The organism is Pseudoxanthomonas sp. UTMC 1351, from assembly GCF_040948865.1.
GTDB lineage: Bacteria > Pseudomonadota > Gammaproteobacteria > Xanthomonadales > Xanthomonadaceae > Pseudoxanthomonas_A.
In genome coordinates, this window is sequence record NZ_JAVGJT010000011.1 from 172,979 (window position 1) to 191,594 (window position 18,616).

Annotated in this window: 19 protein-coding genes; 12 read left to right on the plus strand and 7 right to left on the minus strand. The window is 61.7% G+C overall.

The genetic code is table 11. From position 1 onward, the window contains the following. Positions 1 to 80: 80 nt before the first annotated feature. The 6 genes from AB6O04_RS09570 to AB6O04_RS09595 all read right to left on the minus strand — a co-directional run bounded on the left by AB6O04_RS09570 (position 81) and on the right by AB6O04_RS09595 (position 4,759). On the minus strand, positions 81 to 812 hold the full coding sequence (locus tag AB6O04_RS09570) for an alpha/beta fold hydrolase (RefSeq protein WP_368563630.1): 732 nt from the start codon (positions 810 to 812) through the stop codon (positions 81 to 83). A 3-nt stretch (positions 813 to 815) separates the two neighbouring features. Continuing rightward, complete coding sequence (locus AB6O04_RS09575; protein ID WP_368563631.1) at positions 816 to 1,496, minus strand: DUF2058 domain-containing protein; 681 nt, start codon at positions 1,494 to 1,496, stop codon at positions 816 to 818. 55 nt (positions 1,497 to 1,551) lie between these two features. Continuing rightward, positions 1,552 to 1,788: a SlyX family protein gene (locus AB6O04_RS09580; RefSeq protein WP_368563632.1), complete on the minus strand. Its 237-nt coding sequence runs from the start codon at positions 1,786 to 1,788 to the stop codon at positions 1,552 to 1,554. A 16-nt stretch (positions 1,789 to 1,804) separates the two neighbouring features. Beyond that, the gene (locus AB6O04_RS09585; RefSeq protein WP_368563633.1) at positions 1,805 to 3,157 is read right to left on the minus strand and encodes a UDP-glucose/GDP-mannose dehydrogenase family protein; all 1,353 of its coding nucleotides are present in this window, start codon (positions 3,155 to 3,157) and stop codon (positions 1,805 to 1,807) included. 23 nt (positions 3,158 to 3,180) lie between these two features. Next, positions 3,181 to 4,113: an FKBP-type peptidyl-prolyl cis-trans isomerase N-terminal domain-containing protein gene (locus AB6O04_RS09590; RefSeq protein ID WP_368563634.1), complete on the minus strand. Its 933-nt coding sequence runs from the start codon at positions 4,111 to 4,113 to the stop codon at positions 3,181 to 3,183. A gap of 82 nt (positions 4,114 to 4,195) precedes the next feature. Beyond that, the gene (locus AB6O04_RS09595; protein ID WP_368563635.1) at positions 4,196 to 4,759 is read right to left on the minus strand and encodes a glutathione peroxidase; all 564 of its coding nucleotides are present in this window, start codon (positions 4,757 to 4,759) and stop codon (positions 4,196 to 4,198) included. Positions 4,760 to 4,893: 134 nt separating this feature from the next. On the opposite strand from AB6O04_RS09595, the gene AB6O04_RS09600 reads away from it, so the two are divergent. From AB6O04_RS09600 to AB6O04_RS09625, 6 genes are all read left to right on the plus strand, one after another. Then, the gene (locus AB6O04_RS09600; protein ID WP_368563637.1) at positions 4,894 to 5,151 is read left to right on the plus strand and encodes a hypothetical protein; all 258 of its coding nucleotides are present in this window, start codon (positions 4,894 to 4,896) and stop codon (positions 5,149 to 5,151) included. 3 nt (positions 5,152 to 5,154) lie between these two features. Continuing rightward, on the plus strand, positions 5,155 to 5,517 hold the full coding sequence (locus AB6O04_RS09605) for a GntR family transcriptional regulator (RefSeq protein WP_337341546.1): 363 nt from the start codon (positions 5,155 to 5,157) through the stop codon (positions 5,515 to 5,517). Then, positions 5,517 to 6,407 (plus strand): ABC transporter ATP-binding protein, encoded by an 891-nt coding sequence (locus AB6O04_RS09610; RefSeq protein ID WP_368563638.1) that lies wholly within the window; start codon positions 5,517 to 5,519, stop codon positions 6,405 to 6,407. Before AB6O04_RS09605 ends, AB6O04_RS09610 begins: the two co-directional genes overlap by 1 nt. Then, positions 6,404 to 7,390 (plus strand): ABC transporter permease, encoded by a 987-nt coding sequence (locus tag AB6O04_RS09615; protein WP_368563640.1) that lies wholly within the window; start codon positions 6,404 to 6,406, stop codon positions 7,388 to 7,390. Before AB6O04_RS09610 ends, AB6O04_RS09615 begins: the two co-directional genes overlap by 4 nt. Positions 7,391 to 7,476: 86 nt before the next feature. Next, complete coding sequence (locus AB6O04_RS09620; RefSeq protein ID WP_368563641.1) at positions 7,477 to 8,304, plus strand: DUF2807 domain-containing protein; 828 nt, start codon at positions 7,477 to 7,479, stop codon at positions 8,302 to 8,304. Between the two features lie 22 nt (positions 8,305 to 8,326). Then, the gene (locus AB6O04_RS09625) at positions 8,327 to 8,857 is read left to right on the plus strand and encodes a hypothetical protein (protein ID WP_368563643.1); all 531 of its coding nucleotides are present in this window, start codon (positions 8,327 to 8,329) and stop codon (positions 8,855 to 8,857) included. Positions 8,858 to 9,070: 213 nt separating this feature from the next. Here the strand turns inward: AB6O04_RS09625 and AB6O04_RS09630 are convergent, their stop codons facing one another. Continuing rightward, entirely contained in the window at positions 9,071 to 10,522 is a 1,452-nt protein-coding gene (locus AB6O04_RS09630) for a class II fumarate hydratase (protein WP_368563644.1), read from the minus strand. Between the two features lie 132 nt (positions 10,523 to 10,654). Here AB6O04_RS09630 and purB point away from each other — a divergent pair, with 132 nt between their 5' ends. The 6 genes from purB to AB6O04_RS09660 all read left to right on the plus strand — a co-directional run bounded on the left by purB (position 10,655) and on the right by AB6O04_RS09660 (position 18,611). Then, positions 10,655 to 12,022 (plus strand): adenylosuccinate lyase, encoded by a 1,368-nt coding sequence (gene purB, locus AB6O04_RS09635; RefSeq protein WP_368563645.1) that lies wholly within the window; start codon positions 10,655 to 10,657, stop codon positions 12,020 to 12,022. 78 nt (positions 12,023 to 12,100) lie between these two features. Then, entirely contained in the window at positions 12,101 to 12,499 is a 399-nt protein-coding gene (locus AB6O04_RS09640) for a VOC family protein (RefSeq protein ID WP_368563646.1), read from the plus strand. Positions 12,500 to 12,512: 13 nt separating this feature from the next. Beyond that, positions 12,513 to 13,463, plus strand: coding sequence for a subclass B3 metallo-beta-lactamase (gene bla / locus AB6O04_RS09645; RefSeq protein WP_368563647.1), 951 nt, complete (start codon positions 12,513 to 12,515; stop codon positions 13,461 to 13,463). Further along, complete coding sequence (locus AB6O04_RS09650) at positions 13,460 to 14,635, plus strand: cupin domain-containing protein (protein WP_368563648.1); 1,176 nt, start codon at positions 13,460 to 13,462, stop codon at positions 14,633 to 14,635. The genes bla and AB6O04_RS09650 overlap by 4 nt, the downstream gene beginning before the upstream one ends. Beyond that, the gene (locus AB6O04_RS09655) at positions 14,635 to 15,543 is read left to right on the plus strand and encodes a GNAT family N-acetyltransferase (RefSeq protein ID WP_368563649.1); all 909 of its coding nucleotides are present in this window, start codon (positions 14,635 to 14,637) and stop codon (positions 15,541 to 15,543) included. Before AB6O04_RS09650 ends, AB6O04_RS09655 begins: the two co-directional genes overlap by 1 nt. Positions 15,544 to 15,785: 242 nt before the next feature. Then, positions 15,786 to 18,611: a 2-oxoglutarate dehydrogenase E1 component gene (locus AB6O04_RS09660; protein WP_368563650.1), complete on the plus strand. Its 2,826-nt coding sequence runs from the start codon at positions 15,786 to 15,788 to the stop codon at positions 18,609 to 18,611. The last annotated feature ends 5 nt before the right edge of the window (positions 18,612 to 18,616 follow it).

Sequence of the window (18,616 nt, forward strand, 5' to 3'; positions counted from 1 at the left end):
CCGCTCTACGAATAGCGTGCGCTGTGCGCATGAGTCGCGCTTCGATGGTTCTCGTGCGCACAGCGCACGCTACGTCAAACTCATTTCTTTCGAACAAGTGAGCCATCGATAGATGGCGGATGCCGCAACAGGAACGCACAGATGACGTGGGCTGAGGCTTCTGCTGCGATTTGAAAAACGAAATGCGGTGCATCCACGTACACGCGTTGCGTGTTGGCGTACATTTTGGCAATCCAATCACCGGCATGGCGGGAAATCAGCCGGTCCCGGGTGGCGGTCAGGTAAAGCAACGGAACATCCAGAGTGGCGAGCTCCGCACTCACATCGCAGCGTAGTGCCGCCAGTGCCCTTGCTTTCAACGTAGTGAGCGGCATGTCGGCTAGAGTGTCCTGTAGTTGCTTGGCCAAGCCACCATCACGATCATTAGCCATCAGCAGATGCTCAAGCAGAAAGCGTGGCGGCCGTAATGGCGGCAAATAATCAATTAAAGTCGCCAAGTTTCTGCCACCGCTCACAGGTGTGCGAGCGAATGAGGCTGCTAGCACAACAGCCTCGAGGCCCGGCGGTCGCCGCGCTGCCAGCAAGATCGCTAACGGTCCAGCAAATGATTCGGCGACCAGCACGAAGGGTCCGTCTTGCGGCAGACGCGGCATTAGCTTTCTCGCTAGATCAGCGTAGCAGCCGTCATGGATGTCATACGTCAGTACCGACGTCTCAAAGTTGCGCTGGAGTTCTGACTCAAGGCGGCGGTAAAGCACTCCCGTGCCATCAAGACCCGGCAACAGGCAAATGTTCGCCCTGCCGGACCTCATGGGTCACCAGACCAGATCGTCAGGCACTTGGTACTGGGGATCGGAATACGGATCGTCTTCGGCAGGTGCGTTCGGGTCGACCTTCAATGCAACGCTGGGTGCGAATACGGCTTCGGCCTCGGCCAGTATTGCGGCAGTCACTAATAGATAGCGTCCGTTTTGCTGTACCAGGCCTAGTTCGCCGGCATTGAGCGCCTTCAACTGTGCTTCGTTGACGTAGACGCGCTTGATCTTTCCGCCGTAGGGAAAGTGGCGTGCGATCTCGGCTTCCGGATCGTTCAGCGCCTTGTCCTTCAGCAGCACATCCAGCTTCGCTTTGGCCTCGCGGCGCTTGCGCGCTTCTTCCTGCTTCAGGCGTTCGGCTTCGATGCGCTCGTCCTTTTCCCTCTGCGCACGGATGGCGTACGCCTTGGCCAGGTCGATCTCCTCGCGGGTGCGCGCGGGCTTGCTGCTGCCCGACTTTTGCGAGTGATGCCGTTTACCCGCACCACCGTCATTGCCGGGCTTGCGTGAGTCGGGCCGTTGATCGGACCTGGCTTGCCGATTCTGCTCCGGCCGACGATCGGCGGCGCGATCGGGCTTGCGCTCCGACTTTTGCTCCGGCTTTCGATCAGAATTGCGTTCGGGCTTGGGAACGGGCTTGAAGCCCAGACCGAGAAGTTGGTCGCGTAGAGAATCGCTCATTGCTTGCTTTCGTAAAGTGGAACCGGCGCGCGCGTTTCGGCGCGCCTCCAGCGTATCAATAATGCGGCGGCGGTGGTTCGTCTACCGGATCGGCGTACAGCTCAGTGCGGACCTTGCGGAGGTCAGACAACATATGCCGCAGCAGTTCGGCGGTACGGCTGCCCTCTGCGCGCGCGTCGGCCAAGGCTTCGCTCAGCTCGGCCAACGCATGCTCCTGAAAAGCCAATCGCGTTTCCAGTTCCACGAGGCGCTGCTCCAGCACGCTATCCAGTGGCGCGCTGTTCGACGTCACGCTGTTCGCTGGGTGGTCACCCTGCATGGACGGAGCGCCCTCGGCCAATGCCGTAGTAAGCCACGCCTGCCGCCTCTACTTCGGCGGGTTCGTAAAGGTTGCGACCATCGAAGATCACCGCATCCTTCAATGTGGTCTGCAGGCGGCCGAAGTCGGGGCTGCGGAATTGCTTCCATTCGGTCACCACCACCAGCGCGTCGGCATCCTGCAATGCGGAGGCTTCCGAGTCGCACAGTACCAAGTCGTCGCGCTCACCAAAGATGCGTTGCGCTTCGTGCATCGCTTCAGGATCGTATGCACGCACCTTGGCGCCGGCTTCCCACAACTCCTTCAGCAGGCGGCGGCTGGATGCTTCGCGCATGTCGTCGGTATTGGGTTTGAAAGCAAGGCCCCACACCGCGAACGTCTTGCCGCGCACGCCTTCGTCTTCGCCGCGGTCGTAGTGGCGTTGGATCAGCTCGAACAAATGTCCTTTCTGCACATCGTTGACCGCTTCCACCGCGTCCAGCAGGACCGCCTGGTATCCGTGCTGCTGGGCGGTGCGGGCCAGGGCCTGCACGTCCTTGGGAAAGCACGAACCGCCGTAACCGGCACCGGGATAGATGAAATGCCAGCCGATGCGCGGGTCGGAGCCGATGCCCTGGCGTACGTGTTCGATGTCGGCGCCGACACGTTCGGCGATATTGGCGATTTCGTTCATGAAACTGATCTTGGTCGCCAACATGGCATTGGCGGCGTACTTGGTCAGTTCGGCCGAACGTACATCCATCGCCACGATGCGCTCGTGGTTGCGGTTGAACGGCGCATACAAGCGCTTGAGTTTTTCGACCGCGGCAGCATCGCGGGCGCCGATAACGATACGGTCGGGGCGCATGCAGTCGTTGACCGCATTACCCTCTTTCAGGAACTCGGGATTGGATACCACCTGGAACGCCACATCGACGCTCCGCGCCTTGAGCTCCGCAGCAATGGCCGCTTCCACCTTGTCGGCGGTACCGACCGGCACGGTGGATTTGTTCACCACCACGGCCGGCCGTTGGATGTGCTGGCCGATGGTGCGGGCGACCGCCAGCACGTATTTCAGATCCGCGCTGCCGTCCTCGTCCGGCGGCGTACCGACGGCGATGAAAACCACTTCGCCATGCCCGATCGCCTGCGCTGCGTCGGTAGTGAAACGCAGACGGCCGGCCGCATGGTTGCTGACCACCATGGGCTTCAGACCTGGTTCGTAGATCGGGATCACACCACGATTCAGACCGTCGACTTTGGCCGCGTCGATATCTACACAAATGACCTCATGGCCCACTTCCGCCAGGCAGGTGCCTGTGACTAAACCGACATAACCTGTGCCAAAGATCGTTACCCGCATCGTGCGCTCCTATGGTGATTGAATTACTGCAATATGCCCATGAGTTCGACATCGAACGTCAGCGTGGCGTCGGGACCGATCACGCCGCCAGGCGCGCCATTCGAGCCATATCCCAGCTCCGAAGGAATCCAGAACCGGTATTTGGCGCCCACGGGCATCAACGAAACACCTTCGGTCCAACCCGGAATGACCTGGTTCAAACCAAACTCGGCAGGCTGTCCGCGGTCGTAGGAACTGTCGAACTTGGTGCCGTTCAACAAGGTGCCCACGTAGTTGACGCGAACACGGCTGTTGGGCATGGGGCGATCGCCGTTGCCTTCGCGCAGCACCATGTACTGCAGGCCGGACGGCGTGGTAATCACACCCTTCTTGGTCTTGTTTTCAGCGAGGAACTTGACGCCTTCGTCGCGGTTGCGCTGACCGGCTGCGCCCTGGCGCTTGGTCAGGTAAGCCTGCATTTCTGCTTTCGCCTGCTCGGCCGTCAGCAACGGCGTCCCGCCAGAGGTCGCGGTACGTAGTGCCTGCGCCAGCACGGCGGTATCGATCTCATCCTTGAAAGGCATCAAGGACTGGCCGACCACATAGGTACCCAGGAACAGACCGACCTTGCTCTTGTCCACCGCAGGCGGCTTGCTGCCCGGCGCCATGCCGGGAACCTGCGCGCCTTCGGCGGCGGCCAGATTCATGCGCAGCGCCTGATCGGTTGCTTGCGCTTCGGCTTCGCTGATCAACGGCGGCTTGCCTTGGAAGGTGTTGTTGAGTGCACGCTCAAACGCGGCGACGTCCAGGAAAGGACCGACCGGCTGCAACGAAGTACCCACATCCACGCCGATCGCGTAGCTCACTTTGTCCCGCTCTGTCGTGAGCGTCGTCTTTTCCTGTGCTGACAAGTTGCCTCCCAATACTGAAACCGTGATTGCCACTAACGCGGCAGCGCCGCGAACCGACCGCTTCATCCTTTGCTCCTCAAAGAAAAACCACCGTCACCGACGGCATGAAGCGTTATTGTCGCACGCGATGCTTCCCATGCGGTCCAGGTCATTTGGCCGGCTTTGTGCGCTTGAGCTCGCTTTCGATGGCAGCGAGCAGCGCAGGATCATCAGGCTTGACCTTGCTGGAGAAATTGGCAACGACGCGGCCGTCGCGGGAGATCAGATATTTATGGAAATTCCACCCCGGCGACACGCCCGTCGCCTCGGTCAGCGAACGGTACAACGGCGTTGTCTGCTCACCCTTCACACGTACCTTTTCGAACATCGGAAACTGCACCCCGTAGGTCAGCGTGCAGAACTCCTTGATCTCTTCTTCACTGCCCGGCTCCTGGCCTTTGAAGTCGTTCGAAGGAAAGCCCAATACCGAGAAGCCTTTGCCGGCGTATTGGCGCTGCAGGGCTTCGAGTCCTTCGTACTGGGGTGTGAACCCGCATTTGCTGGCCGTATTGACGACCAGCAGCACCTGCCCGCCATAGCTTTCCTTCAGGTTCACGGGGGCCTTTCCGGCCAAAGGACGGTAGCTGACGTCCAGTATTCCCGCTGCCAACGCGGTTGCCGCGATGGCGGAAACGACAAACAAACCAAATACTTTCAATAAGTTGGAACGCATAAGGAGATTCCAGACGGGAGTTGAACCAAGTATGCCTTTAGTTGGGTGACAAAACCTGCCGCCAAGCTTGACGGGCTGTGTTTAGGTGTTATAGTTACATACAACACCACTCACCCAGTAAAGGGGGGTACGCGATGAACCGGAAACACTCCAACACGCTGTCCAGCCTGACCGCCGGCGGCACACTACTGCTGGTCGGTCTGCTGTCCAGCGGCTCCAGTGCCCGTCTGCCCACGGTTCTCAACGCTGCCCCCTTGGCAGAGGCCATTGAAGCCGAGACGCTGAAGGCTGCCGAAGAGGCCGCCGGCAAGCGCCCGCATAAGCGCCGCTCGCGCGCTTCGCTGTCGATGCCCTACTTCTCCTTTGCGCAGTCGCTGCGCCCCCGGGGCTGAACCATGACTTCCATCCAGTGGAGCGATGGCGCTCCGATCTACCGCCAGCTGAAGGATCGCGTTATCGCGATGATGCTGGACGGATTGTTGAAGCCGGGTGATGCCCTGCCCTCGGTGCGCCAGGTGGCGGCCGAATATCAGTTGAATCCCATCACCGTCTCGCGCGCATACCAGGAGCTGGCCGACGAGGCCCTGGTCGAGAAGCGCAGAGGCCTGGGCATGTTCGTCACCGAAGAGGCGTCCAAGAAACTCCTCCGCAGCGAGCGCGAGCGCTTCCTGCACGACGAATGGCCGGCCGTGGCCGAGCGCATCGAGCGCCTGGGCCTGTCAATGGAAGAATTGCTGCAATCCAAGGGGAACAAATGATGAGCGCTGCAGTTTCTGACGGAATGATTTCCGAAACCGTGGTTTCCGGCCACGGCCTGCGCAAGGCTTACAGAAGTAAGCTTGCGCTCAATGACACCAGTTTCGATATCGAAGCCGGCAAGATCATCGGCCTGATCGGCCCCAACGGGGCCGGCAAGACCACGGCGTTGAAGGCCATCCTGGGGCTGATTCCTTTCGAGGGCCAGCTGAAGGTGCTGGGCCTGGACCCGCGCAAGGACCGCGACGAGCTGATGAACGATGTCTGCTTCATCGCCGATGTGGCGGTACTGCCGCGCTGGATGCGGGTGAAGGAGGCCATCGATTTCGTGGCCGGCGTGCACCCGCGGTTCGATCGCGCCAAATGCGAACGATTCATCGCCAATACCCAGCTCAAGCCCAATCTGCGCGTGCGCGAAATGTCCAAAGGCATGATCGTGCAACTGCACCTGGCGCTGGTGATGGCCATCGACGCCAAACTGCTGGTGCTGGACGAGCCCACCCTGGGCCTGGACATCCTGTATCGCAAGCAGTTCTACCAGCGCTTGCTGGAAGACTACTTCGACGAACAGAAAACCATCATCGTCACCACCCACCAGGTGGAAGAGATCGAGCACATCCTGACCGACGTGATGTTCATCCGCGATGGCCAGATCGTGCTGACTTCGCCAATGGAAGAAGTGGCCGAGCGTTATACCGAAGTGCTTACGTCGACTGACAAAGCCGGCGAGGCCCGGGCGTTGAAGCCCATCGACGAACGCGCCCTGCCCTTCGGCAAGACCGTGCTGCTGTTCGATGGCGTACCGAAGGAACAACTCGCAGTCTTGGGAGAAATCCGCACTCCGGGCCTGGCCGACCTGTTCGTGGCCATCATGAAAGGAACCTACGCATGAACGCCGTCGCTACTCACAAAGTCAGTACGTTCAAGTGGCTGTTGAAACGCGAATTCTGGGAGAACCGCGGCGGGTTCCTGTGGGCACCCCTGATCACCGGCGCCATTTTCTCGTTCCTGTATCTGCTGATGGCGATCATCGGCAGTATCGCCGGACGCAAGTCCATGGGCGATAACGGGTTTGTCATCAACGGAACCTCCGAGGAAGTGGCCAAGACCGTAGGCGCATTCGGTGACGGCGTGCTGCTGGCGGGCGTGCTGTTGGCCTGCGTGGTGCTGGCGTTCGTGGTGTTTTTCTACGCGTTGGGATCGCTTTACGATGACCGCCGCGACCGCAGCGTACTGTTCTGGAAATCGCTGCCGGTATCCGATGCCAAGATGGTGCTGTCCAAGACGCTGTGGGCGCTGGTGCTGGCACCTATCGCCGCCGTGGCTATCGGTATCGCCATCGGACTGGTGCTATGGATCATCTCCGCGCTCACCTTGACGGTGAATGGCCTGGGAGCCGGTACCGCGGTATTCACCGATTCGCATCCCATGCGCATCATCGGCGGCGTACTGAGCTCCCTGCCCGTCTACGTGATGTGGGCATTGCCGACGATCGGCTGGCTGATGCTGTGCTCGGCATGGGCACGTAGCAAGCCATTCCTGTGGGCCGTTCTGCTTCCGGTACTGAGTAGTGTGATCGCCAGCATGTCGTCGATACTGCCAGGCTTCGACGTACGCCACGATCTGGTCTGGTACACGCTGGTCTACCGTGGCTTGCTGAGCGTGGTGCCGGGTGCTTGGTACCCCAGGATCCAACAGGGCCAGACCGATTCGAACGTCGATATCGAAACGCCCGACCAACTGGCCAATGCCATCGACCTCACCACCAGTTGGCAAGCATTCGCGACGGTGGATCTGTGGATCGGTGTGGTATTCGGTGTGGCCTGCCTGGCCGGTGCCATCTATCTGCGCCGCTGGCGCGAACTGGCGGACTGACCGTATGGCGAAGCCGATCCGTTCGGGCCGGCTTCGCCCACAAAGCGCGCTGCTGATCAACGCGTCATAAGAACTGGAGCTATCAAATGCGCAAACCGATCCTGGCCCTACTGCTATTGCTACCCGCCATTGCTTTCGCCAATGAACCGCAATGCAAGCATTCGCAACCACGCAATCTTTCGTTGGACCTGGCCGGCGTCAAGGCGGTCGTGTTCGAACTCGCGCAGCATGACTTGAAATTGGAAGCCAGTCCGGGCGCCAAGGGCGATATCCAAGGCACGGCGTGCGTTTCTCACGAAAAGAACCTGTCACAGCTGCAACTGACACAGCAGCGGATCGGTGACAAGCTGATCGTTCGCGCGCATCGTGAAGGCCAATCCATCGGGCTTTTCTTCGGCGACAACTACGCGTATCTGAAACTGAAAGCGACCTTGCCGGACAACATTCCGCTGCAGTTGAAGGTCGGTTCCGGCGACGCGGATGTTTCCGGCGTGCCGGTACTCAGCGCAGATGTCGGCTCCGGCGACGTCGTTGCCAGACGCGTTCGTGGCTTGGCGGCTGCTTCTGTCGGTTCCGGCGATATCGAGTTGGACGATGTCGGTTCACTGCACATCATCTCCATTGGTTCCGGCGACGTCGCGGCCAAACGTGTGCGTGGCGACGTCAAGGTCGGCAGCATCGGTTCTGGCGATTTCGACCTGGATGGCGCCCGCGGCCCAGTGGAGATCGGTTCCGTTGGCTCGGGCGATGCCGAAGTCCGCGATGTCGACGGTGATGTGGAAGTGGGGTCGATAGGTTCTGGCGACGTCAGCGTGCGCGACATCCGCGGCAAGCTGACGCTGCGCTCAAAGGGCAGCGGCTCCATCCATCATTCCGGCGTCACTGGCCAGACCGATCTGCCCAAAGACCGTTGAAGCCATTTTCCGGGGGAAATCCATGAGACATCGTTATACCGTCCTTGCCTCGCTTGCATTGATCGCAATGCTACTGGGTGGCTGCCAGCCTACCACCACAGTCAATACCGACGATGGCCAGACCCTCAATATCGTGGGCAAGACGCTGACCATTAGGACCAATGGACTCCCCAAGGCTGAGATCACCGCGGACGGCGATTTCAGCATCGGCGGCGAGCCGGTGCAGGTCACCGATGTGCAGCGTGCGCTGCTGGCCACCTATTACAAGGAACTCAATGGCATCGGTACGGCCGGTTTTGCCACTGGCAAGGAGGGAGCTGCGCTGGCCGGCAAGGCGGTCGGCACGGCAATCAAGGGCGTACTGACCGGCACCCCGGAGAACATCGAGCCCCAGGTGGAGGCCGCCGCCAGGAAAGTAGAAGCCGAGGCGATGAAGATCTGCGACCGTTTGGGTGGACTACATGCCGCCCAGCAAGCGCTGGTCGCGCAATTGCCGGCGTTCGCTCCTTATGGCGGTTTGACGCTGGATGACGTGGCCGATTGCCGTAAGTAAATCGACAGTGCGGTGTCGCTTTGATCGGCGGCATCGTTTGTCGGCGATGATAATCAGAGTCCCATTGGGTGCAAATGGTGAGTTCGCCATGGCCAGCCATTCGGCTGGCACGTCGCTGGGTCCCGGCCTGCGCCGGGATGACGGATCTGAGTAAAAGGTGGGGTAAACGCCCCAAGCACCTGGTCGATGCGTTGCACTACCGCGCAATAAACGTTACCCACCACCCCCGCCCGCCTTGCCATGAATACCACCCCTGGCCAACAGCGCCGGGTCCAGCAGTTCCTTCAGTGTCTTCTCCGGCAGACCGGTGACTTCCCGCGCAACGTCCAGCACGGCGCGATTTTCCTTGTAGGCCTGCTTGGCGATCGCCGCGCCCTTCTCATACCCGATCACCGGGTTGAGCGCGGTGACCAGGATGGGATTTCGCTCAAGCGCTTCCTGGATGCGGTCCTGTCGCACTTTCAAACCGGCAATGGACGAATCGGCCAGCAGGCGAGAGACATTGGATAGCAGTTGGATGGACTCCAGCAGATTGGCGGCAATCAGCGGCAGCGCGACATTCAACTGAAAGTTGCCGGTTTGACCGGCGATGGTGATCGCCGTGTGATGGCCCATCACCTGCGCACACACCATCACGGTGGCTTCCGGAATCACCGGATTGACCTTGCCCGGCATGATGGAACTGCCCGGCTGCAACGCAGGCAGTTCGATCTCGCCCAGACCCGCCAACGGTCCCGAATTCATCCAGCGCAGATCGTTCGCGATCTTGGTCAGCGCAACCGCCAGGGCGCTCAGCTGACCGGAAAGCTCCACCGCATCATCCTGCGCGGCCAGTCCTTCGAACTTGTTGGCGGCGGTTTCAAAGCGTGTTTTGGTGAGCACCGACAGCGCTTTGGCGGTCTTGGCGCCAAAGCGTGGATCGGCATTGATACCGGTGCCGATGGCCGTGCCACCCAACGGCAATCGGCGCAGTCGCTTCAGACTGTCTTCCAGCCGATCTTCGGCGGAACTCAATTGCGCCGACCACGCCGAGAACTCCTGCCCGAAGGTCAGCGGCATCGCATCCATCAGATGCGTGCGGCCGGTCTTCACGACTTTGGCCAATGCCTTGCCGCGCCGGTCAATGGTCTTGCGCAGGTGCCGAAGCGCCGGCAGCAGGTCCTCGACCACCGCCAACTGCGCCGACACCCGGATCGCCGTGGGCACGACATCGTTGGAGCTCTGCCCCAGGTTGACGTGATCGTTGGGATGCACGCCGTTGCCGCGTTTGCCACCGCCTTTGCCGGCGCGTGACGCCAGCGTGGCAATCACCTCGTTGGCATTCATGTTCGACGAGGTGCCCGACCCGGTCTGGTAGATGTCGATAGGGAAATGAAGGTCGTGCCGACCTTCGGCCACCTCCAGCGCTGCGGTCTGTACTGCTTTGGCGACACCTTTCGGAAGCAGACCCAGATCGGCATTGACCTCGGCCGCCGCCGCCTTGATCAGGCCTAATGCCCGGATGAAACCGCGCGGCATAGGCCGGCCGGATATGGGGAAGTTCTGCACCGCGCGCTGGGTCTGCGCACCCCATAAAGCGTCGCGGGGCACGCGCAATTCGCCCATGCTGTCATGCTCTGTACGGGTATGCTCTAGACGGGTTTCTTCTGTAGGGGCTTTGCTCATCACCGTCTCCGTGGGAAGCGATTACGGCTGGCTCCGACACGGAGCTGGCTGAGAAGGACAGGATACGCCCGGGCGCCCTATCGGCGTCTCGCGGTAAACTAGAACGCTCTTTTTCAGCTCGACGCCCCTGCCATGTCGGATTCCGCCCTGCTCGCCCTGTCTCCGCTCGATGGCCGCTATGCCGGCAAGGTCGACGCGCTGCGCCCTATCTTCTCCGAATACGGATTGATCAAGGCGCGGATAAAAGTAGAGGTAGAGTGGCTGCTGGCGTTGGCCGCCGAACCCGGCATCGCCGAACTTTCTCCATTCTCCGGCGATGCCGCAGCACGGCTGCGTCAGCTGGCTGAAGGCTTCTCGGTGGCCCATGCCGCCCGCGTCAAGGAAATCGAACGCACCACCAATCACGATGTCAAAGCCGTCGAATACTTCATCAAGGAACAGCTGAAGGATGACGCGGAGCTGGCACCGGCGCTGGAGTTTGTCCACTTCGCCTGCACCAGCGAGGACATCAATAATCTGAGCTATGGGTTGATGCTGGAACAGGCACGCCGCGAGGTACTGCTGCCGGCGCTGGACGGCGTGACCGCCACGCTGCGGCAACTGGCGCACGCCCAAGCCGCGCAGCCAATGTTGTCGCGCACGCATGGGCAAACTGCTTCGCCAACCACGCTGGGCAAGGAAATCGCCAATGTCGTGGCACGCCTGGAGCGCCAGCGCCGGCAGATCGCGGCGGTGGAACTGACCGGCAAGATCAATGGTGCGGTCGGCAACTACAACGCCCACGTCGTCAGCTACCCGGATGTGGACTGGCCGGCGTTCTCCCAGCGTTTCGTCGAAAGCCTGGGGCTGGTCTTCAACCCCTACACCACTCAGATCGAGCCGCACGACAATGTCGCCGAGATCGGCGATGCCGCACGCCGCGCCAACATCATCCTGATCGATCTGGCGCGCGATATCTGGGGCTATATCTCGCTGGGCTATTTCAAGCAGCGGCTGAAGGAAGGCGAAGTCGGTTCCTCGACCATGCCGCACAAGGTCAACCCGATCGATTTCGAAAACGCAGAAGGCAATTTCGGCTTGGCCAATGCGCTGTTCGAACATTTCAGCGCCAAACTGCCGATCAGTCGCTGGCAGCGCGACCTGACCGATTCGACCGTGCTGCGCGCCATCGGGACTGCATTCGGGCATACCCAGGTCGCATTGGATTCGTTGAACAAAGGTCTCGGCAAACTGACGGTCGCGCCGGAGCGGCTCAATGCTGACCTGGATGCTGCCTGGGAAGTGCTCGCGGAAGCCGTGCAAACGGTAATGCGCCGTCATGGTCTGCCGAATCCCTACGAACAGCTCAAGGCCCTGACCCGCGGCCAGGGCATCACAGCCGATTCAATGCGTGCCTTCATAGAATCGCTGGAGCTGCCGGCCGATGCCCAGCAGCGGCTGCGCGATTTAACCCCGGGTGGTTATATCGGTCTGGCGGAAAAGCTGGCGAGGGAAATTTAAGACCATCCTGTCGGTCAAACAGCGGATCACAAACGAAAACCCAGCAAGAGCAAAATACAACGAGAGCCTACGGCCACCATGCATCTGCTGATCAACATCGACGTACCGGATCTGCCTGCCGCCGAGTCTCTGTACCGCGAGGCCTTCGGGCTCAATGTCGGTCGTCGCTTCGGTGGAGACATGCTGGAACTGCTCGGCGCACAGGCGCCGATCTATCTGCTGCGGAAAGCGCCTGGCAGTATCGGCGCGGCATCATCGGCACGCGACTATCAGCGTCATTGGACGCCACTGCATCTGGATGTGGTGGTGGACCATTTGGAATCCGCTTTGGCCACCGCACTCACCGCCGGCATGGTGCAGGAAAGCGACATCCGCGAAGCCACCTGGGGCCGCATCGTAACCCTGGCCGATCCGTTCGGCCACGGCTGGTGCCTGGTTCAGTTCGTCGGCCGCGGCTACGACGAAATATCGACATAAATGAAGTCTCGACATGAAGGAAGATCTCTTGCGATTCCAAACACTCACGCTCTGCGCCTTGCTGCCCCTATCCACTGCGATTCTGGCGCAGCCGGCAGTTGAAAAGGCGCCGGCTGCCACGGCAGCACCCGCAACCGCCTGCGCCGCCGACGCAGGCTGGAACGATCCAGCCGTGCCGCGACACCTCCACGGCAACACCTGGTACGTCGGCACCTGCGGCATCAGCGCCCTGCTGGTGACGTCACCGCAAGGCCATATCCTTATCGACGGCGCCACCCCGCAAGCGGGCAAGCAGATCATCGCCAACATCCGCACGCTGGGCTTCAAGCCCGAAGACGTGCGTTACATCGTGTTTTCGCATGAGCATTTCGACCACGTCGGCGGCCTGGCCGAACTGCAACAAGCGACAGGCGCGCCGGTACTGGCGCGCAAACCCGCTGTCGCCACCATCAAGCGCGGCGCCGGCGATCGCAACGATCCGCAACTCCTCGTTCTTGAGCCCTTCGCCGCGGTCGCCAACGTGCAGCCCATCGCCGATGATGAAGTGGTCAAGGTCGGACCGCTTGCGCTGCAAGTTGTCCCGACGCCGGGCCACACACCCGGCGGTACCAGTTGGACGTGGCGCTCGTGCGAAAAAGACAATTGCCGGCAGATCGTCTATGCCGACAGCCTCACCGCGATTTCCGACGACGAATACCGCTACAGCGACGACACCGCGCATCCGGGCTACGTCGCCGCGTTCCGTCAGACACTGGCGCGCGTGGCCGACCTGCCCTGCGACATCCTGATCACCCCTCATCCGTCGGCCAGCCAGTTGTGGTCGCGGCTCGGCCCGGACGCAGACCAACCGCTGGTAAATGCCGAAGCCTGCAAGGTCTACAGCGAAACCGGCCGCAAACGTCTCGACGCAGGCCTGGCAGAGGAAGCCGCCGCTCCTGCCGCCAAGGCCAAGGCAGCGCCATGATCGAAATCGACGCCCGCAAGCATCTGCCGCTGGGCATGAAGCCAGCCGATTTTCTGCGCGACTACTGGCAGAAAAAGCCGCTGCTGATCCGCAACGCGTTTCCCGATTTTGTTTCGCCGATCGAACCCGAGGATCTGGCGGGCTTGGCCTGCGAAGAGTTCGCACTCTCGCGCTTGATCAACCATGATCGCCAGCGTGATGCCTGGACGGTGCGGAGCGGCCCGTTCGCGGAGGAAGAATTCCCCGGCATGCCCGACCATGACTGGACCTTGCTGGTGCAAGACGTGGATAAATGGGATGCGGATGTGGGCGCGCTATTGGGAGCGTTCGGTTTTTTGCCGCGCTGGCGGATGGATGACGTCATGATCAGCTTCGCCGCCACCGGTGGCTCGGTGGGCGCCCACGTCGATCAGTACGACGTCTTCCTGCTGCAGGCGAAGGGCCAGCGCCGCTGGCAGATCGATGCCCGCCCCAATCCACCCACCGAATTCCGTGATGACGTGGAGTTGAAGCTGCTCCGCGAATTCACCCCGAGCCATGATTGGGTCCTGGAACCGGGTGACATGCTGTACCTGCCGCCTGGCGTGCCACATCACGGCGTGGCGCTAAATCCCTGCCTGACTTTCTCGTTTGGCATGCGTGCGCCTTCTTCGGCCGAACTGATCAGCGACTACCTGGACAACCTGGTGGCCGATGCCGACGAATCACTGCGCTATCACGACGAAGATCTGACTCCGCCCAAGGACCCCAACGAAATCGACGCCGAGGCCATGGCGCGCGTGGTCCAGGCGCTAAATGCCTTGCGCATGGACGATCCGGACAAGCTGGGCGACTGGTTCGGCCGTTTCATCACCACCTATCGCGCCGCCGGCGAAGTGGCGCCGCCGGACACACTGCGTTCGCGCATCGAAGTGGAATGGGATCTTGAGCACGGCGCTGTGCTCCAGCGGCACCCGTTCTCGCGCATGGCCTGGCGGCGCCGCAAAGGCGGCGCCACGTTGTTCTGCAGCGGCCGGGAATTCCCGTTGCCCCTGAAGGATGCGCAAGCACTGGCCGCGAAAGAAGCCCTGGATACCGCGGTGTATGCCTCACTGTCGGAACGCGGCCGCGATGCGGCGTTCGAGCTACTGGCCCAAGGCCATTACCAACTGCTGATGGACGACGAAGGCTGATGAGCGCTGCCGGATTCCGCGTCGAGCACATCGACTACACGGCCGGATTGGATGATTTGCGCCACGTGCGCGAAACGGTGTTCGTAAAAGAACAACAGGTACCCATCGAAGAAGAGTGGGATGCGTTGGACCCACTGTGCCATCACGTGATCGCCCGAGACGATACTGGCCAACCCATTGGCACCGGCCGGTTGACGCCGGAGCGCAAGATCGGCCGCATGGCGGTGCTGCGCGACTGGCGCGGCCGCGGCGTTGGCGATGCCCTGCTGTCGGCATTGATTGATGCGGCCCGGCAACAGCAGTGGCCGGAGGTTTCGCTGCACGCGCAAGTCAGCGCGGAAGCGTTCTATTCGCGGCACGGATTTCTGCCTTATGGCGAGCGCTTCTGGGAAGCCGGCATCGAGCACCAGTCGATGCGGCGCCGGCTCGGCGGCGCCATGGCCATCGAGCATCAGCAAGCCGCCGTCGCCATCGCCATCGCGCTCATCTCTCAGGCCAGCCGCACAGTCCTTATCTATACGCGCGAACTAGACCCGGGGCTGTTCGATGCTCCTCGCGTGCTGGATGCGTTGCGTCGCTTCGCTACCCGCACGCGCGGCGGCGAGGTCCATATCCTGCTGCAGGATGCCGCCACGCCGCAGCACACCCTGGCACCGTTGATCGGCTTGGCGCAACGGCTGCCCAGCGTATTCGCCTTTCGCGAGGTACGGGATCCGGTGGACCGCGCGTATCCTTCCGCCTCCATCGTCAACGACCGCGGCGGCTACTACTTCCGCCCGCTGGGCCACCGTTTTGACGGCGAGGCCGAACTGGAGAATCCTGGGCGCGCCCGCCAGTTGCGCGAGGAATTCGGCCGCGTTTGGGAACGCTCACGGCATTGCACCGAATACCGCGCGCTCGGGCTCTGAGCCAAAGCGAGCGCATACCTCAGAACCGCACATCGTCACGCTCCTTGGGCCTGCTAGCGCACCATGATGGTTCGCCTGCGCCTTTAGTCCAATACGCTTGGGCGCTGGTCCCGGCATGCGGGTATAATTTCGGGCGTTTTCACCTGTCCGTGCGGGACCCTAAAAAGAATCCCGCCCGAATCAAGCACGCCCATGCAATTCCAAGCTATTCCAACCCCTCCCCATCGCACGCTATCGCCATTGTGGACAATCTCCTGAAGCAGTTTGCGCAATCCTCGCAACTCAATGGAGGCAATGCCTCCTATGTTGAAGACCTGTATGAGCAATACCTGGTCTCTCCCGATAGCGTTGGTCCCAAATGGAAAGCCTATTTCGATGGCTTCAAGGGCCGTGAAGCGGGCGATGTGCCCCATTCGGTCGTTATCCAGCAGATCGCCGAGGCCGCCAAGCAGGCAGCCAACAACGGGCATGTGGCCGCCGCGGGCGGCGACGAGCACGGGCGCAATGTCGGCCGGCTGATCACCGCCTACCGCTCGCGCGGCCATCTGAGCGCCAAACTGGACCCGCTGGGTCTGACCCCGCCGGCGGATCCACCGGACCTGGGGCTGCCTTTCCACAATCTGTCCGAGCGCGACCTGGACAGCGAGTTCAGCACCGGCGGACTGGCCGGCCAGCCGCGCATGAAGCTGCGCGACCTGCTGGCGCGACTCAAGGCGACCTATACCGGCTCCATCGGCGCCGAGTTCATGCACATCTCGCAGGCCGATCAGCGCCAGTGGCTGTACCAGCGGCTGGAAGCCGCCGGCGGCAACTACGGCCTGAGCGCGGAAGCCAAGCAGCGCACGCTGGAGCGGCTGACTGCCGCCGAAGGCCTGGAGCGCTACCTGCATACCAAGTACGTGGGCCAGAAGCGTTTCTCGGTGGAAGGCGGCGATTCGCTGATCCCGATGCTGGACGTCCTCATTCGCCGGGCAGGCGAAGGCCAGGTCAAGGACATCGTGGTCGGCATGGCTCACCGCGGCCGCCTCAACGTGCTGGTCAATACGCTGGGCAAGAGCCCGCGCAAGCTGTTCGACGAATTCGAAGGCAAGTTCGAACACGACAGCCTGGCCCATGCTGGCGACGTCAAATACCACATGGGTTTCTCGGCCGATATCGCCACTCCCGGCGGCCCGGTCCACCTGGCGCTGGCCTTCAATCCCTCGCACTTGGAAATCGTCGACCCGGTGGTCGTCGGCAGCGTGCGCTCCCGTCAGGAGCGTCGCGGCGATACCTCCCGCCAGGCCGTGTTGCCTATCATCATGCATGGCGACGCCGCGTTCGCGGGCCAGGGCGTCGTGATGGAACTGTTCCAGATGTCGCAGGCGCGCGGATTCGCCGTCGGCGGCACCGTGCACATCGTCATCAACAACCAGATCGGTTTCACCACCAGCGCTCGCGACGACGCCCGCTCCACGCTGTATTGCACCGACGTGGCCAAGATGATTGGCGCGCCCGTGCTGCACGTGAACGGCGACGACCCGGAAGCCGTGGTGTTCTGCGCCAACCTGGCCTACGACTTCCGCCAGCAGTTCAAGAAAGACGTGGTCATCGACCTGGTCTGCTACCGCCGCCACGGCCACAACGAGGCCGATGAGCCAGCAGCTACCCAGCCGCTGATGTACCAGGCCATCCGCAAGCATCCGACCACGCGTGAGCTGTACGCCACTCGGTTGGAAGCCGCGGGCGTGATTCCGGCGGACGGTGGCAAGGCGCTGGTGGATGAATACCGCGAGAAGTTGGACTCCGGCCAATACACGACTGAAGTAGCCAAGCAGAAATCCGACGAACTGGCGATCGACTGGTCCAAATATCTCACCGGCAAGGTCGCCGATCCGGTGGACACCAAGGTCAAGCGCAACTCGCTGGACCAGTTGGCCAAGATCATCACCACCATTCCGGCTGGCGTAACCCTGCATCCGCGCGTGGCGAAGATCTACGACGACCGCGTGAAGATGGCCGCCGGTGAATTGCCGGGCGACTGGGGCTTCGCGGAAAACCTGGCGTACGCCACATTACTGGCGGAAGGCCATGGCCTGCGACTGGTGGGCCAGGATGCGGGCCGCGGCACGTTCTTCCATCGCCACGCGATCCTGCACGACCAGAAGACAGACAGTTATTTCCTGCCGCTGCGCCAGTTGGTGGAAAACCCGGAAACCGCGACCATCATCGACTCGCTGCTCAGCGAGGAAGCGGTGATGGCGTTCGAGTATGGTTTTTCCACCACCGATCCCAACACGCTATGCATCTGGGAAGCGCAGTTCGGCGACTTCGCCAATGGCGCGCAGGTGGTGATCGACCAGTTCATCGCCGCCGGCGAAGCCAAGTGGGGCCGTATCAGCGGACTTACCCTGTTGCTGCCGCATGGCTACGAAGGCCAAGGGCCCGAACATAGTTCGGCGCGCCTGGAACGCTTCCTGCAGCTGTGCGCATTGGAAAACATGCTGGTTTGCGTACCCACCACGCCGGCCCAGGCTTTCCACATGCTGCGCCGGCAGATGCGCATGACCACGCGCAAGCCGCTGATAGTGATGACGCCCAAGTCGCTGCTGCGCCACAAGCTGGCCGTTTCGAGCCTGGACGAACTGGCCAACGGCGAATTCCAGCACTTGATTCCCGATGCCAGCGCGGACCCGAAGAAAGCCAAGCGGGTGGTGGTGTGCTCAGGCAAGGTCTATTACGACCTGGTTGAGGACCAGCAGAAACGCGGCCAGGACGATGTCGCCATCGTGCGCATCGAACAGCTTTATCCGTTCCCGCGCGAGATGCTGGCGGCCGAACTGAAGCGCTTCGCCAACGCCCGGGAAGTGGTGTGGTGCCAGGAAGAGCCGCAGAACCAGGGCGCGTGGTATCAGATCCGCCACCACCTCAACGCCTGCCTAGCGGACAAGCAAGTACTGCATTACGCCGGCCGTCCTCGCTCGCCCTCGCCTGCTGCCGGCCATTTCGCCGAACACGTCGAAGAACAGCTGAAGCTGGTCGCCGATGCGCTGATCAACAAGCTGGGCGGCGACAACGTCGCCGAGTAAACGCT

What these genes read in the sequence shown, in the direction of transcription:
- bla (WP_368563647.1), top strand. Translation starts at nt 12,513, where the DNA reads ATGAAGGAAGATCTCTTGCGATTCCAAACACTCACGCTCTGCGCCTTG.
- AB6O04_RS09640 (WP_368563646.1), top strand. Translation starts at nt 12,101, where the DNA reads ATGCATCTGCTGATCAACATCGACGTACCGGATCTGCCTGCCGCCGAG.
- AB6O04_RS09600 (WP_368563637.1), top strand. Translation starts at nt 4,894, where the DNA reads ATGAACCGGAAACACTCCAACACGCTGTCCAGCCTGACCGCCGGCGGC.
- AB6O04_RS09625 (WP_368563643.1), top strand. Translation starts at nt 8,327, where the DNA reads ATGAGACATCGTTATACCGTCCTTGCCTCGCTTGCATTGATCGCAATG.
- AB6O04_RS09630 (WP_368563644.1), bottom strand. Translation starts at nt 10,522, where the DNA reads ATGAGCAAAGCCCCTACAGAAGAAACCCGTCTAGAGCATACCCGTACA.
- AB6O04_RS09590 (WP_368563634.1), bottom strand. Translation starts at nt 4,113, where the DNA reads ATGAAGCGGTCGGTTCGCGGCGCTGCCGCGTTAGTGGCAATCACGGTT.
- purB (WP_368563645.1), top strand. Translation starts at nt 10,655, where the DNA reads ATGTCGGATTCCGCCCTGCTCGCCCTGTCTCCGCTCGATGGCCGCTAT.
- AB6O04_RS09595 (WP_368563635.1), bottom strand. Translation starts at nt 4,759, where the DNA reads ATGCGTTCCAACTTATTGAAAGTATTTGGTTTGTTTGTCGTTTCCGCC.
- AB6O04_RS09610 (WP_368563638.1), top strand. Translation starts at nt 5,517, where the DNA reads ATGAGCGCTGCAGTTTCTGACGGAATGATTTCCGAAACCGTGGTTTCC.
- AB6O04_RS09575 (WP_368563631.1), bottom strand. Translation starts at nt 1,496, where the DNA reads ATGAGCGATTCTCTACGCGACCAACTTCTCGGTCTGGGCTTCAAGCCC.
- AB6O04_RS09605 (WP_337341546.1), top strand. Translation starts at nt 5,155, where the DNA reads ATGACTTCCATCCAGTGGAGCGATGGCGCTCCGATCTACCGCCAGCTG.
- AB6O04_RS09585 (WP_368563633.1), bottom strand. Translation starts at nt 3,157, where the DNA reads ATGCGGGTAACGATCTTTGGCACAGGTTATGTCGGTTTAGTCACAGGC.
- AB6O04_RS09615 (WP_368563640.1), top strand. Translation starts at nt 6,404, where the DNA reads ATGAACGCCGTCGCTACTCACAAAGTCAGTACGTTCAAGTGGCTGTTG.
- AB6O04_RS09620 (WP_368563641.1), top strand. Translation starts at nt 7,477, where the DNA reads ATGCGCAAACCGATCCTGGCCCTACTGCTATTGCTACCCGCCATTGCT.
- AB6O04_RS09650 (WP_368563648.1), top strand. Translation starts at nt 13,460, where the DNA reads ATGATCGAAATCGACGCCCGCAAGCATCTGCCGCTGGGCATGAAGCCA.
- AB6O04_RS09570 (WP_368563630.1), bottom strand. Translation starts at nt 812, where the DNA reads ATGAGGTCCGGCAGGGCGAACATTTGCCTGTTGCCGGGTCTTGATGGC.
- AB6O04_RS09655 (WP_368563649.1), top strand. Translation starts at nt 14,635, where the DNA reads ATGAGCGCTGCCGGATTCCGCGTCGAGCACATCGACTACACGGCCGGA.